Consider the following 14,122-nt stretch of genomic DNA (forward strand, 5'->3'; position numbering starts at 1 on the left):
CATGCGGTAAACATCGGGCAGGATGAGCGCATGGCAGCGATCTCGGGGGGAAAGACCTACCACCACGGCGATCTGCGCAACGCGCTGATCTGCGCCGCCGTCGACCTGGCCACCGGCGGCGGGCCCGAGCGGGTCGTCCTGCGCGAGGCCGCCCGCCGGGTCGGCGTCTCGCCCACCGCCGCCTACCGGCACTTCGACGGGCGGGGCGAACTGCTCCGTACCGTCAAGCTCCACGCCCAGCGCCTGCTCGCCGACTCCATGGACCGGGCCGCCGCCCGCGAGCCCGGTGCCGACGACCCCGCCCTGGCCGCCGAGCGCAGGCTCGTCGCCCTCTGCCGGGGATACGTCGGCTTCGCCGTGGAGCAGCCCGGCCTCTACCGCGCCGCGTTCTGCGTCCTCCGTCCCGCCGAAGCCGACGAGCCGGTCTCCGGCCGGCAGTCTCCCGAGCCCGAGATCCGCGCCTTCACCCTGCTCAGGGAGGCCCTCGAGGGCCTCGCCAAGGCCGCCGGACCCCGCCCCGGCGTCCGGCCCGCCGCCGGCGCCGCGGCATGGTCTGCCGTACACGGACTGTCACTCCTGCTGCTCGACGGTCCGCTGCGGCGCCTGCCCGCGCAGCGCAGGAACGACGTCGTCGAATCCACCCTGGCCATGGTCGTCTCCGGCGCGCGCGTCACCTGACCCCGGTCCGGCCTCGAACTCCCTTTCCGTTCAGGAGGATTGGCGACCCGTACGGATGAAGTCCCGGATCCCCGCCACCCCGGAACGACGACTGCCGTCGTACAACGTAAGCTGGACCGGTCTGTTTCGAGGCAAGTAGGGCGATACCCCACGGCCATCGGGTCGCCAGGTGGCGGCCCGGCGGGCAGGAGTAGGCGGCGTGTCCGAAATAGGATGGATTGGATCGGCAGTGTAGAACGGGAGTCGTGACGGCCATGACGCAGAATCTCCAGCTCCACGAGGGTGTCGCCGTCCCCTTGTCGGGCAGCGCCCAGTGACGGGTACCCGGCAGGTGCGCCCCGACGCCTCTTCGCGCACCACACTCGGCAAGGCCGCGGACGAGAACTTCCCCGTGGCCCCCTTCTTCCTGCCCCGTGCCTGGCGCGACGACCTCATGGCCGTCTACGGCTACGCCCGCCTCGTCGACGACATCGGCGACGGCGACCTCGCCCCCGGCGGCGCCGACGCCCGGCACCTCGGCCTCACCCCCGAGCAGGGGGAGGACCGGGTCGCCCTCCTCGACGCCTTCGAGGCCGACCTCCGGCGCGTCTTCGACGGCACCCCCCGTCACCCCCTGCTGCGCGCGCTCCAGCCGACCGTCCGGCGGTGCGGCCTCACCCCCGAGCCCTTCCTCGGGCTGATCGCGGCCAACCGCCAGGACCAGCTGGTGCGCCGCTACGAGACGTACGACGACCTCGTCGCGTACTGCGAGCTCTCCGCCAACCCCGTCGGCCGCCTCGTCCTCGCCATCACCGGCACCGACACCCCGGAGCGGATCCGGCGCTCCGACGAGATCTGCACCGCCCTGCAGATCGTCGAGCACCTCCAGGACGTCGCCGAGGACCTCGGCAACGACCGGATCTACCTGCCCGCCGAGGACCTCAAGCGCTTCCACGTCACCGAGGACGACCTCGCCCGGCCCACCGCGGGCGCCTCCGTGCGCGCCCTGATCGCCTTCGAGGCCGAGCGGGCCCGCGAGCTGCTGTACGCGGGCATCCCGCTCGTCGGCAGCGTCCACGGCCGGCTCCGCCTCCTCCTCACCGGATTCACCGCCGGAGGCCTCGCGGCGCTCGACGCGATCACCGCCGCCGGATTCGACGTCCTGCCCGGCCCGCCGGGGCCCACCAAGCCGAGCCTGATGCGCCAGGCTGGAGCGGTTCTGCTCCGGGCGCGGAGAGAGGGGTGAGCGCCACCGTGGAGGAACAGCTCCAGCCGTCCGCACCGGTCCAGGCCGCCTACAGCTACTGCGAGGCGGTCACCGGGCAGCAGGCCCGCAACTTCGCGTACGGGATCCGGCTGCTGCCGACCGAGAAGCGCCAGGCGATGTCCGCGCTGTACGCCTTCTCGCGCCGCGTCGACGACATCGGCGACGGCACGCTCCCGGTCGAGGCCAAGCGGGAGCGGCTCGAAGCCACCCGCGCGCTGCTCGACCGGGTCCGCACGGGCGAGGTCGACGAGGACGACACCGACCCCGTCGCCGTCGCCCTCGCCGACTCGGCCCGCCGCTTCCCGATCCCGCTCGGCGGTCTCGACGAACTCATCGACGGCGTCCTCATGGACGTGCGCGGCGCGACCTACGAGAGCTGGGACGACCTCAAGGTCTACTGCCGCTGCGTCGCCGGCGCGATCGGCCGGATCTCGCTCGGCGTCTTCGGCACCCAGCCCGGCGCCCCGGGCGCCGACCGCGCCCCCGAGTACGCCGACACCCTCGGCCTCGCGCTCCAACTCACCAACATCCTCAGGGACGTCCGTGAGGACGCCGGGAACGGGCGCACCTACCTGCCCGCCGACGACCTCGCCAAGTTCGGCTGCGGGGACGGCTTCGGGAGCGAGACCCCGCCGCCCGGCGCCGACTTCGCCGGCCTCGTCCACTTCGAAGTCCGGCGCGCCCGCGCCCTGTTCGCCGAGGGCTACCGGCTGCTGCCGATGCTCGACCGGCGCAGCGGCGCGTGCGTCGCGGCCATGGCGGGCATCTACCGGCGCCTGCTCGACCGCATCGAGCGCGACCCCGAGGCCGTCCTGCGCGGCCGGGTCTCGCTGCCGGGCCGGGAGAAGGCGTACGTCGCCGTGCGCGGCCTCTCCGGGCTCGACACCCGCCACATCGCGCGACGTACCGTCAGGAGGCGTGCCTGATGCGCCCGTACGCCCCCACCCGCCGGGCAACCCGGAGCGCCGCCCCGGCGTCCCTGCCTGCGGCACCCCTGCCCGGGGCAGCCCGGCCCGAGGTATCCCTGCCGACCGCCTCGACCCGAACGGAGGCCGTGTGACGACCGACGGAACCGAGCGGAACTCCCCGCAGCCCCACGCCGTCGTCGTCGGCGGCGGGCTCGCCGGGATCACGGCCGCGCTCCAGCTCGCCGACGCCGGCGTCCGCGTCACGCTGCTCGAAGGCCGGCCCCGCCTCGGCGGCCTCGCCTTCTCCTTCCGCCGCGGCGACCTCACCGTCGACAACGGCCAGCACGTGTACCTCCGCTGCTGCACCGCCTACCGCTGGTTCCTCGACCGGATCGACGGCGCTCGGCTCGCCCCCCTCCAGGACCGGCTCGACGTGCCCGTCCTGGACGTCGGGCACCCGCGCGGCCCCCGGCTCGGCCGGATCAGCCGCGACGCCCTCCCCGTACCGCTGCACCTCGCGCGCAGCCTCGCCACGTACCCGCACCTCTCCCTCGCCGAGCGTGCCTCCGTCGGCCGGGCCGCGCTCGCCCTGAAGAAGCTCGACCCCGCCGACCCGGCCCTCGACGGCATCGACTTCGCCACCTGGCTCGGCCGCCACGGGCAGTCCCCGCGGACGGTCGAGGCCCTCTGGGACCTCGTCGGCATCCCCACCCTCAACGCCCCCGCCCCGCAGGCCTCCATGGCGCTCGCCGCGATGGTCTTCAAGACCGGCCTCCTCTCCGAGCCCGGCGCCGCCGACATCGGCTGGGCCCACGTCCCGCTCGGCGAACTCCACGACACCAGGCCCGCGAAGGAGCTCGACGCCCTCGGCGTCCGCACCCTGCTGCGCACCAAGGCCGAGCGGATCTCCCGTACGGACGACGGCCGTTGGGCCGTCGAGGTGCCGGGGGAGACCATCGACGCCGACACCGTCGTCCTCGCCGTCCCGCAGCACGAGACACACGCCCTGCTGCCCGAAGGCGCCCTCGACGATCCCGACCGGCTCCTCGACATCGACACCGCGCCCATCCTCAACCTGCACGTGGTCTACGACCGCAAGGTGCTCAAGCGGCCCTTCTTCACGGCGCTCGGCTCCCCGGTCCAGTGGGTCTTCGACCGCACCGACTCCTCGGGACTCAAGGGCGGCGGCCAGTACCTCGCCGTCTCCCAGTCCGCCGCCCGGGACGAGATCGACGAGCCCGTCGCCGTCCTGCGCGAGCGCTACCTCCCGGAACTGGAGCGGCTGCTGCCCGCCGCCCGCGGCGCCGGGATCCGCGACTTCTTCGTCACCAGGGAGCGGACGGCCACGTTCGCCCCCTCCCCGGGCGTCGGCCGGCTCCGCCCCGGCGCCCGCACCCGGGTCCCCGGCCTCTACCTGGCCGGATCCTGGACCGCCACCGGCTGGCCCGCGACCATGGAGGGCGCCGTCCGCAGCGGCTTCAGCGCAGCGGGCGCGGCGCTCTCCACCCTCGGCCGCCGTCATGACCATCCGCTGCAGGAGGCGGCATGACTGTGAGTACCGGAACCAGAGGAGAGACCGTGCCGACTGTGCCGCCGGGTAATCCGGCCGTCGACACCGCGGACGTGTCCGCACTGCTGGAGCGGGGGCGGACCCTGTCCACCCCCGTACTGCGGGCGGCCGTCGACCGCCTCGCAGCGCCCATGGACACCGTGGCCGCCTACCACTTCGGCTGGATCGACGCCCACGGCAACCCCGCCGACGGCGACGGCGGCAAGGCGATCCGCCCCGCGCTCGCCCTGCTGTCGGCCGAGGCCGCGGGCGCCGCGCCCGAGGTCGGCGTCCCCGGCGCCGTCGCCGTGGAACTCGTCCACAACTTCTCGCTGCTCCACGACGACCTGATGGACGGCGACGAGCAGCGCCGCCACCGCGACACCGTGTGGAAGGTGCACGGCCCCGCCCAGGCCATCCTCGTCGGCGACGCCCTCTTCGCCCTCGCCAACGAGCTCCTGCTCGAACTCGGCACCGTCGAGGCCGGCCGGGCCACCCGCCGGCTCACCACGGCCACCCGCAAGCTCATCGACGGGCAGGCCCAGGACATCTCGTACGAGCACCGCGAGCGGGTCACCGTCGAGGAGTGCCTGGAGATGGAGGGCAACAAGACGGGCGCCCTGCTCGCCTGCGCCGTCTCCATCGGCGCCGTCCTCGGCGGGGCCGACGACCGCACCGCCGACAAGCTGGAGGAGTACGGCTACCACCTCGGCCTCGCCTTCCAGGCCGTCGACGACCTCCTCGGCATCTGGGGCGACCCGGAGGCCACCGGCAAGCAGACCTGGAGCGACCTGCGCCAGCGCAAGAAGTCGCTGCCGGTCGTCGCGGCCCTCGCCGCGGGCGGATCCGCCTCCGAGCGGCTCGGGGAGCTGCTCGCCGAGGACGCCAAGTCCAACGACTTCGACACCTTCTCCGAGGAGGAGTTCGCCTTCCGCGCCGCCCTCATCGAGGAGGCCGGAGGACGCGAGTGGACCTCGCAGGAGGCCCGCCGCCAGCACGCCATCGCGATCGAGGCCCTGCACGAGGTGGACATGCCCGCCCGCGTGCGGGAACAGCTGACCGCGCTGGCCGATTTCGTGGTCGTACGGAAGAGATGATCACCATCACCCTCATATGAGTTCGCGGTCGCCGGCCGGTGCCATCCGGTGCCGGCCGACGGCAGACCCGCAGGAGCAGAAGTAACCGACTGCATCAAAGGGGAAGCCATGACAGCGACGACCGACGGAAGCTCCGGGGCCGTGGGCCCCCGGGCGGCCGCGGCCAGCACGACGCACGACACCGCCGCGCCGGAGGGACCCTCCGCCGCGTGGGACGAGCTCGACGAGAGCGCCGCACGGGCCGCGGAGCGCGCCGTCGAGCACCTGCTCGCCCGCCAGGACCCGGAGGGCTGGTGGAAGGGCGACCTGGAGACCAACGTCACCATGGACGCCGAGGACCTGCTCCTCCGCCAGTTCCTGGGCATCCTCGACGTCGACACCCTCGGGGCGGCGGCCCGCCACATCCGCCGCGAACAGCGGGAGGACGGTGCCTGGGCCACCTTCTACGGCGGCGCCGGCGACCTCTCCACGACGGTCGAGGCCTATGTGGCCCTGCGGCTCGCCGGTGACCCGCCGGACGCCCCGCACATGGCCTCCGCCTCCGCCTGGGTCCGCGCCCGGGGCGGGATCGCCGCCGCCCGGGTCTTCACCCGGATCTGGCTGGCCCTCTTCGGCTGGTGGCGCTGGGAGGACCTGCCCGAGCTGCCCCCGGAGCTGATCTTCCTGCCGAAGTGGTTCCCGCTCAACATCTACGACTTCGGCTGCTGGGCCCGGCAGACGATCGTGCCGCTCACCGTGGTCTCCGCGAAGCGCCCGGTCCGCCCCGCGCCCTTCCCGCTCGACGAGCTGCACACCGATCCCGCCCGGCCCAACCCGCCGCGGCCCCTCGCCCCGGCCACCGGCTGGGACGGGATCTTCCAGCGGCTCGACAAAGCCCTGCACGTCTACCACCGGGTCGCTCCGCGCGCGCTGCGCGGGACCGCCATGAACGCGGCCGCGCGGTGGATCGTCGAGCGCCAGGAGAACGACGGCTGCTGGGGCGGCATCCAGCCTCCGGCCGTCTACTCGGTCATCGCCCTCCACCTCCTCGGCTACGACCTCGGGCACCCGGTCATGCGCGCCGGCCTGGAGTCCCTCGACCGGTTCGCGGTCTGGCGCGAGGACGGTCCCCCTGGGCCTGACGGCCAGGGAGGTGCCCCCACCCGCATGATCGAGGCCTGCCAGTCCCCCGTCTGGGACACCTGTCTCGCCACCATCGCGCTCGCCGACGCCGGGCTCCGCCCCGACCACCCGGCGCTGGTGAAGGCCGTCGACTGGATGCTGGACGAGGAGATCACCAAGGTGGGCGACTGGGCGGTGCGCCGCCCCGGACTCCCGCCGGGCGGCTGGGCGTTCGAGTTCCACAACGACAACTACCCCGACATCGACGACACCGCCGAGGTCCTCCTCGCCCTGCGCCGGGTCGACCACCCCGACCCCGCGCGGGTCGAGGCGGCCATCGCCCGGGGCGCCCGCTGGACGCTCGGCATGCAGTCGCGCAACGGCGCTTGGGGAGCCTTCGACGCCGACAACACCAGCGTGTTCCCCAACAAGCTGCCGTTCTGCGACTTCGGCGAGGTGATCGACCCGCCGTCCGCCGACGTCACCGCCCACGTGGTGGAGATGCTCGCCTACGAGGGTCAGGCCCGAAACCCCCGCACGCGCCGGGGAATCGAATGGCTCCTCGCCGAACAGGAGCCGAACGGCGCCTGGTTCGGCCGCTGGGGCGTCAACCACGTGTACGGGACGGGCTCGGTGCTCCCGGCCCTCGCCGCCGCGGGGCTGCCCGGCTCCCACCCGGCGATCCGCCGGGCCGTCGCCTGGCTGGGCTCCGTACAGAACGAGGACGGGGGCTGGGGCGAGGACCTCCGCTCGTACGAGGACGAGCAGTGGATCGGTCGCGGCGCCTCCACCGCCTCCCAGACCGCCTGGGCGCTCCTTGCCCTCCTCGCGGCGGGCGAGCGCGACTCCGAGCCCGTCCGGCGGGGCGTCGCCTGGCTCACGGAGACGCAGCGCGAGGACGGCTCCTGGGACGAGCCGTACTTCACGGGCACCGGTTTCCCCTGGGACTTCTCCATCAACTACCACCTCTACCGGCAGGTGTTCCCGCTCACGGCGCTCGGGCGCTACGTGTACGGGGAGCCCTCGCCCGGCAAGGGGCGCTGATGGGCCACGAGCCGGGACAGGGCCCGGCCTCCCGCCCCGGCGCGGCACCGCCGCTGCTGATCGCCTGCGCGCTCGGCATCGAGCGGTTCGCCCTGCGGGGCGGGGACCACGCGGGCGCCCCGGGCCCGGTGACCGTGGTGCGTACGGGCATGGGACCCGCCCACGCCCGCAGGACCGTGTCCCGGGTGCTCGGCGAGGAGCGGTGGGCGGACGCCGCCGTCATCGCCTCCGGCTTCTGCGCGGGGCTCGCCCCGGGCATGCACCCGGGGGACCTGATCGTCGCCGAGGAGACCCGCGACCCCGAGGGCACGACCCCCTGCGTCGGCACCGAGCTCCTCGTGAAGGCGCTGGTCAGGGCGGTGCCCGGACGGACCGTCCACACCGGCCCGCTGAGCGGCTCCGACCACGTGGTGCGCGGCCCCGAGCGGGTCGCGCTGCGGGCCACCGGCGCGATCGCCGTCGACATGGAGTCCGCGGCGACCCTGCGTACCGCCCGGGAGGCCGGCCGGCTCGGGGGCGGCCCGGACGCCCGCCCGGTTGCGGCCGTACGGGTGGTCGTGGACGCTCCAGAACATGAACTGGTCCGGATCGGCACGGTACGCGGGGGAATATCGGCCTTCCGTGTTCTCCGTGCCGTCCTTCCCGCATTCTTCGAATGGCACCGTTCTTTGCTGCTCCCCAGGAGGTGAGCGAGTTATGGCCATGCCGCTCCGTCAGTCCATCAGGGTCGGGACCTACCTCTTCGAACAGAAGCTCCGCAAGCGGGACAAGTTCCCGCTGATCGTCGAGCTGGAGCCGCTCTACGCCTGCAACCTCAAGTGCGAGGGTTGCGGAAAGATCCAGCACCCGGCGGGTGTCCTCAAGCAGCGCATGCCGGTCGCGCAGGCGGTCGGCGCGGTCCTGGAGTCCGGTGCGCCCATGGTGTCCATCGCGGGCGGCGAGCCCTTGATGCACCCTCAGATCCACGAGATCGTGCGCCAGTTGGTGGCCCGTAGGAAGTACGTCTTCCTCTGCACCAACGCGATGCTGCTCCGCAAGAAGCTGGCGGACTTCACTCCGTCCCCGTACTTCGCCTTCGCCGTGCACATCGACGGCCTGCGCGAGCGGCACGACGAATCCGTCGCCAAGGAAGGTGTGTTCGACGAGGCGGTGGCGGCCATCAAGGAGGCCAAGCGGCGCGGCTTCCGCGTCACCACCAATTCGACCTTCTTCAACACGGACACCCCGCAGACCATCATCGAGGTGCTCAATTTCCTCAACGACGACCTCCAGGTCGACGAAATGATGATCTCGCCCGCCTACGCCTACGAGAAGGCCCCCGACCAGGAGCACTTCCTCGGCGTCGAGCAGACCCGCGAGCTCTTCAAAAAGGCCTTCGCGGGCGGAAACCGGCGCCGCTGGCGTCTCAATCACTCGCCGCTCTTCCTGGACTTCCTCGAAGGAAAGGCCGATTTCCCCTGCACGGCCTGGGCCATTCCCAACTACTCGCTCTTCGGTTGGCAGCGCCCCTGCTATCTGATGAGCGACGGCTACGTCCCCACGTACCGCGAACTCGTCGAGGACACCGACTGGGACAAGTACGGCCGCGGAAAGGACCCGCGCTGTGCCAACTGCATGGCGCACTGCGGCTACGAGCCCACCGCCGTCCTCGCCACCATGGGTTCCCTCAAGGAGTCCCTGCGCGCGATCAGGGAGACCGTCTCCGGGAACAGCGCGTGAGGGTGGGGGAGGTGACCGGGCGATGAGCGGGGAGTTCGACCTGGGGGCCCTGCTCGCCGCGCGCGGCGGCGAGCGGTACGAGCTGCACGCCAAGTACCTCAACCACCAGCTGCCGCGCATGCTCCACACCATCGGCTTCGACAAGGTGTACGAGCGGGCCGAGGGCGCCCACTTCTGGGACGCCGACGGCGTCGACCACCTCGACATGCTCGCCGGCTTCGGCGTGATGGGTCTCGGACGGCACCACCCCGTCGTCCGCAAGGCCCTCCACGACGTCCTGGACGCCCAGCTGGCCGACCTCACCCGCTTCGACTGCCAGCCCCTGCCGGGACTGCTCGCCGAACGCCTCCTCGCCCACACCCCCCACCTCGACCGGGTCTTCTTCGGCAACAGCGGCACCGAGGCCGTCGAGACCGCCCTCAAGTTCGCCCGGTACGCCACCGGGCGGCCCAGGGTCCTCTACTGTGCCCACGCCTTCCACGGGCTCACCACCGGCTCGCTCTCCGTCAACGGCGAGCAGGGCTTCCGGGAGGGCTTCGACCCCCTCCTGCCGGACACCGCGATCGCCCTCGGTGACCTCGAAGCCCTGGAGCGGGAGCTGCGCCGTGGCGACGTGGCGGCCTTCGTCGTGGAGCCGATCCAGGGCAAGGGCGTCCACGAGGCGCCGCCCGGCTTCCTGCTCGCCGCCCAGGAGCTGCTGCACCGGCACGGCGCGCTGCTGATCGTGGACGAGGTGCAGACCGGCCTCGGCAGGACCGGCGACTTCTACGCGTACCAGCACGAGCCGGGAGTGGAACCGGACCTGGTCTGCGTCGCCAAGGCGCTCTCCGGCGGCTACGTGCCGGTCGGCGCCACCCTCGGCAAGGACTGGATCTTCAAGAAGGTCTACTCGTCGATGGACCGGGTCCTCGTCCACTCGGCGAGCTTCGGATCGAACGCGCAGGCCATGGCTGCCGGGCTCGCCGTCCTCTCGGTCATGGAGACCGAGGGCACGGTCGCCCGCGTCCGGCGGATCGGCGGGCTGCTCCGCTCCCGGCTGGAGGAGCTCGTGCCCCGGTACGAGCTGCTGCACGAGGTCCGCGGGCGCGGGCTGATGATCGGGATCGAGTTCGGCCGGCCGACGTCGCTGGGGCTGCGCGGCCGCTGGGCCATGCTCCAGGCGGCCCGCAAGGGTCTCTTCGCGCAGATGGTCGTGGTGCCGCTGCTCCAGCGGCACCACATCCTCACCCAGGTCTCCGGGGACCACCTGGAGGTGATCAAGCTGATCCCGCCGCTGATCATCGACGAGGCGGACGTGGACCGGTTCGTCACCGCCTTCACGGCGGTCATGGACGAGGCCCACGGCGGCGGCGGGCTGATGTGGGACTTCGGGAGGACCCTGGTGAAGCAGGCGGTCGCGCAGCGCTGACCCGTGCGACCCGGGCGTCTTTGCCTCTGAGGCAAGAAACTTGCCTCAGAGGCATGATCCTGGCGCAATGGACGCATGGACCACGTCCCCGGGGACACCTCCCCGGACCCCGCCACCCCCGACGTCCTGCCCGACGTCGCCCCGCAGCTGCGGGCCCTGCGCCGCCGCCGGGGACTCACCCTGGAGGCCGCCGCCCAGCGGGCCGGCCTCTCGCCGGCCCACCTCTCCCGGCTGGAGACGGGGAACCGGCAACCCTCGCTGCCGATGCTCCTCGGCCTCGCCCGTATCTACGGTACGACGGTCTCCGAGCTCCTCGGCGAGGCTCCGCCCGAGCGTGACCCCGTCGTCCGGGCCGGCCGCTCCGAGCCCGTCGAGGCCGACGGCTGGATCTACCGGCAGGCCGGAGGCGCCGGGCGGGCGCTCCAGTGCCTGCGCGTCCACGTGCCCTACGCCACCCGGGCCGACATCGTGCGCGTCCACCCCGGCGAGGAGTGGATCCACGTCCTGGAGGGGCGGGTGCGGCTCGCGCTCGGCGACGCCGTCCACGTCCTCGATCCCGGGGACAGCGCGCACTTCGACTCGCTGACCCCGCACCGCATCGGCGCCGCCACCCCCGGCGGGGCCGAGCTGCTCTTCGTCCACACCCTGATGCAGAGTCCCGTCGCCGAGCTGTGCCTCGGTGACGGAACCCCGCACCGGCGCTGATCCCCGCGTGTCCCTTCGCGGGAACGTGCCCCCTTCGTCAGAAAAGGACCGAGATGTCCGAGAAGTCACGACCTGTCACCGGCGAGGAGCGCGGGGAAGGCAAGTTCCCCAAGGGCCTGGTCCTCCGCCTCTTCGCGTACCTGATCGCCGGGCACCTCTTCGCCGGCTTCCTCTACCTGCTCTTCATGCTCGGCGGGCAGAACCAGTAGAGCGGCGCTCCGGGCGGGCTCACGCCTCCGTGAGGAAGCGCTCCCGCAGCCGCTCGCGGGTCTCGGGGGCCAGCTTCAGCCCCTCCGTGAGGTAGGTCTCCACCGAGCCCCACGTCGCCTCGATCGTCTCGAAGGCGCCCCGCAGGTACTCCAGCCGCGCGTCGAAGAGCGGGCTCAGCAGCTCCATCACCTCGGGCGACATCGCGTCCGCGGCGGTGGAGCTGCGGCGCACCTTGTAGCGGCGGTGCGGGTCGTTCGACTTCACGTAGTCCGCCTCGATCGCCTCGCGCTCGACGTCGAGGGCGAGCAGCGTGATCGCGATGGAGAGTCCGGCGCGGTCCTTGCCCGCCGCGCAGTGCATCAGCGCCGGGACGCTCTCCTCGGCCATGGAGTGCAGGATCCTGCTGTGCTCCGGAGTCCGCTCGATCACCATCTTCCGGTACGAGTCGGACATTCGGGCCGCCGCCTTGCCGTCGCCCAGGATGTCCCGCAGCTGCTCGACGTCGCCGTCGCGTACCAGCTTCCAGAACTCCTTGCCGTCGGCCGGGTCGTTGAGGGGTATGTTCACGTTCCGCACGCCGGGGAGCTCGACGTCCGCGCCCTCGACCTTGCGGTCGGCCTCGTTGCGGAAGTCGAAGACGGTGTGCAGGCCCAGCGAGGCGAGGAAGGCGGCGTCGGTCTCGGTGGCGTGGGCGAGGTGGCCGCTGCGGAAGAGGCGTCCGGGTCGCACGGCGCGCCCGTCCGTCGTCGGCAGGCCGCCCACGTCCCGGAAGTTGCGGACCTCGGCCAGCTCGGGTTCGTTCGCTTCGGTGGGCGGGACCTGCGGCAGCTGCTGCGTCACGGATGCTCCTGGGGGTCGTCGTTCGGGTGCCCGATGCGAGATCGGTCCCTAGGACAATCATCCAGGTGAGAGGGGGTCGGCGCACCCCCCGGGACGGGAATGGGGGATCTGTCCGAAATGGGGTGTTAAGTGGAACGCGCCCTGTTTACAGGCGAGATGGGCGGTGCCGCGTGAGCAGGGTCATAGAAGTGACGGATCGTGGCCGAAGGCCCCAAGCAATTGCCGTACGCAAAAGGGAAATCGAAGGACCGTCATCGACGGAGGGTGACCGGAATTCCGTCCGGAACGCGGCCCGGGTAATGCCGGCGCAAATCTGTGGCTTGTTCGCTCCGACCCCGCTCGTCTAGCGTCACCGTCAATCCGGTCGGACCGCCGAATCCTGCCACCGTCCGGAATCCGCACTCATCCCATGCGTGGCAGGAGCGGGGGACCCAGGAAGTACGCCGGTCCCGCGACAACAGGACGGCTCGGGGTGAAGCCGCGTGAGAACGCGGCCGGGCATCTCCAGTCCGAACCCGACAGCTCACCTCGTAGGCGCCGGAGAGGAATTCGCCATGCCCGCGAAGGGTAAGCACCGCCGTCCCAAGATCAATTCCATCACGCGTGGGTTCGTCGTCGCCAGTACGGGAGGCGCCGTCGTCGCGCTTCCGCTCCTCGGCGCCACCGGAGCCCACGCCGCCGAGCAGGCCGCCGTCCCCGCCCAGGCCGTCGCCGCCGCCGCTCAGGTGAAGGCGCCCGCCGCCCTCCAGGCCGCGCCCGCCGCCGCCGCGAAGGCCGCGCCGAAGACGTACTCCGTCGTCAGCGGCGACTACCTGTCCAAGATCGCCACCGAGTACCGGCTCGCCGGCGGCTGGCAGAAGCTCTACGCGGACAACCGCCAGGTCGTCGGCGAGAACCCCTCGCTGATCCTGCCCGGCATGAAGCTCACCCTCGGCGCCAAGAACACCGCCGCCGCTGCTCCGAAGAGCGCCGCGCCCAAGGCTGCCGCCCCGAAGGCGGCTCCGAAGGCCGCTCCGAAGGCCGCCGAGAAGGCCGCCCCCAAGAGCACCCAGACCTCCGAGAAGAACGGCGACACCTCGCGCGCCTCGCGCAGCAGCCAGCGCTCCGCCGCCCCGGCCGCCGCCTCCGCCGAGTCCTCCTCGTCGCAGTCGTCGCGGACCTCGCAGTCGTCGGGGGCCTCGACCTCCGCGTCCGGCTGGGTCGCCCCCGTCGACGCCGGCTTCTCCACCCCGTACCGCGCCTCCGGCTCCATGTGGTCCTCCGGCTACCACACCGGTGTCGACTTCACCGCCTCCTCCGGCACCACCGTCCGCGCCGTCGGCGCCGGCACGGTCGTCTCCGCCGGCTGGAGCGGCGCCTACGGCAACGAGGTCGTCATCCAGCACGCGGACGGCAACTACTCGCAGTACGCGCACCTCTCCTCCCTCTCCGTCTCGTCCGGCCAGACCGTCACCGGCGGCCAGCAGATCGGCCTGTCCGGCTCGACCGGCAACTCCACCGGCCCGCACCTGCACTTCGAGATCCGCACCTCGCCGAGCTACGGCTCCGACGTCGACCCGCTGGCCTACCTGCGCCAGCACGGCGTCTCCATCTGACACGGACGCTTCCTGACGGCCC

13 protein-coding genes and 1 riboswitch are annotated in these 14,122 nt (G+C 72.4%); of the genes, 12 read left to right on the forward strand and 1 reads right to left on the reverse strand.

Annotated elements, in window-relative coordinates; translation table 11 throughout:
• The first annotated feature begins 30 nt into the window (after positions 1 to 30).
• From ACFWWU_RS19645 to ACFWWU_RS19695, 11 genes are all read left to right on the forward strand, one after another.
• Positions 31 to 678 (forward strand): TetR/AcrR family transcriptional regulator, encoded by a 648-nt coding sequence (locus tag ACFWWU_RS19645; protein WP_384146945.1) that lies wholly within the window; start codon positions 31 to 33, stop codon positions 676 to 678.
• Between the two features lie 313 nt (positions 679 to 991).
• Entirely contained in the window at positions 992 to 1,903 is a 912-nt protein-coding gene (gene hpnC / locus ACFWWU_RS19650) for a squalene synthase HpnC (protein WP_384146948.1), read from the forward strand.
• Positions 1,900 to 2,850, forward strand: a complete 951-nt coding sequence (hpnD, locus tag ACFWWU_RS19655) for a presqualene diphosphate synthase HpnD (RefSeq protein WP_384146950.1) — start codon at positions 1,900 to 1,902, stop codon at positions 2,848 to 2,850. The genes hpnC and hpnD overlap by 4 nt, the downstream gene beginning before the upstream one ends.
• Positions 2,851 to 2,980: 130 nt before the next feature.
• Complete coding sequence (gene hpnE, locus ACFWWU_RS19660) at positions 2,981 to 4,381, forward strand: hydroxysqualene dehydroxylase HpnE (protein ID WP_384146953.1); 1,401 nt, start codon at positions 2,981 to 2,983, stop codon at positions 4,379 to 4,381.
• Positions 4,378 to 5,478 (forward strand): polyprenyl synthetase family protein, encoded by a 1,101-nt coding sequence (locus ACFWWU_RS19665; protein WP_384146955.1) that lies wholly within the window; start codon positions 4,378 to 4,380, stop codon positions 5,476 to 5,478. Before hpnE ends, ACFWWU_RS19665 begins: the two co-directional genes overlap by 4 nt.
• Before the next feature lie 108 nt (positions 5,479 to 5,586).
• Positions 5,587 to 7,623 (forward strand): squalene--hopene cyclase, encoded by a 2,037-nt coding sequence (gene shc / locus ACFWWU_RS19670; protein ID WP_384146958.1) that lies wholly within the window; start codon positions 5,587 to 5,589, stop codon positions 7,621 to 7,623.
• Positions 7,623 to 8,312 (forward strand): 1-hydroxy-2-methyl-2-butenyl 4-diphosphate reductase, encoded by a 690-nt coding sequence (locus ACFWWU_RS19675; RefSeq protein ID WP_384146961.1) that lies wholly within the window; start codon positions 7,623 to 7,625, stop codon positions 8,310 to 8,312. The genes shc and ACFWWU_RS19675 overlap by 1 nt, the downstream gene beginning before the upstream one ends.
• 7 nt (positions 8,313 to 8,319) lie before the next feature.
• Complete coding sequence (gene hpnH, locus ACFWWU_RS19680; protein ID WP_384146964.1) at positions 8,320 to 9,342, forward strand: adenosyl-hopene transferase HpnH; 1,023 nt, start codon at positions 8,320 to 8,322, stop codon at positions 9,340 to 9,342.
• A 22-nt stretch (positions 9,343 to 9,364) separates the two neighbouring features.
• The gene (locus tag ACFWWU_RS19685) at positions 9,365 to 10,750 is read left to right on the forward strand and encodes an aspartate aminotransferase family protein (RefSeq protein ID WP_384146967.1); all 1,386 of its coding nucleotides are present in this window, start codon (positions 9,365 to 9,367) and stop codon (positions 10,748 to 10,750) included.
• Between the two features lie 75 nt (positions 10,751 to 10,825).
• Entirely contained in the window at positions 10,826 to 11,455 is a 630-nt protein-coding gene (locus ACFWWU_RS19690; RefSeq protein WP_384146969.1) for a helix-turn-helix domain-containing protein, read from the forward strand.
• 53 nt (positions 11,456 to 11,508) lie between these two features.
• Complete coding sequence (locus tag ACFWWU_RS19695) at positions 11,509 to 11,664, forward strand: DUF6126 family protein (protein ID WP_015037637.1); 156 nt, start codon at positions 11,509 to 11,511, stop codon at positions 11,662 to 11,664.
• Positions 11,665 to 11,683: 19 nt separating this feature from the next.
• On the opposite strand, the gene ACFWWU_RS19700 is transcribed toward ACFWWU_RS19695, so the two are convergent.
• A complete protein-coding gene (locus tag ACFWWU_RS19700; protein ID WP_384146972.1) occupies positions 11,684 to 12,505 on the reverse strand; it encodes a tyrosine-protein phosphatase in 822 nt (273 codons plus the stop codon).
• Positions 12,506 to 12,898: 393 nt separating this feature from the next.
• Positions 12,899 to 13,055: riboswitch (cyclic di-AMP (ydaO/yuaA leader) on the forward strand.
• Between the two features lie 4 nt (positions 13,056 to 13,059).
• Here ACFWWU_RS19700 and ACFWWU_RS19705 point away from each other — a divergent pair.
• The gene (locus tag ACFWWU_RS19705; protein ID WP_384146974.1) at positions 13,060 to 14,100 is read left to right on the forward strand and encodes a peptidoglycan DD-metalloendopeptidase family protein; all 1,041 of its coding nucleotides are present in this window, start codon (positions 13,060 to 13,062) and stop codon (positions 14,098 to 14,100) included.
• Positions 14,101 to 14,122: the final 22 nt, after the last annotated feature.

Origin of the sequence: Streptomyces sp. NPDC058650 (assembly GCF_042717315.1) — a bacterium.
Lineage (GTDB): Bacteria > Actinomycetota > Actinomycetes > Streptomycetales > Streptomycetaceae > Streptomyces.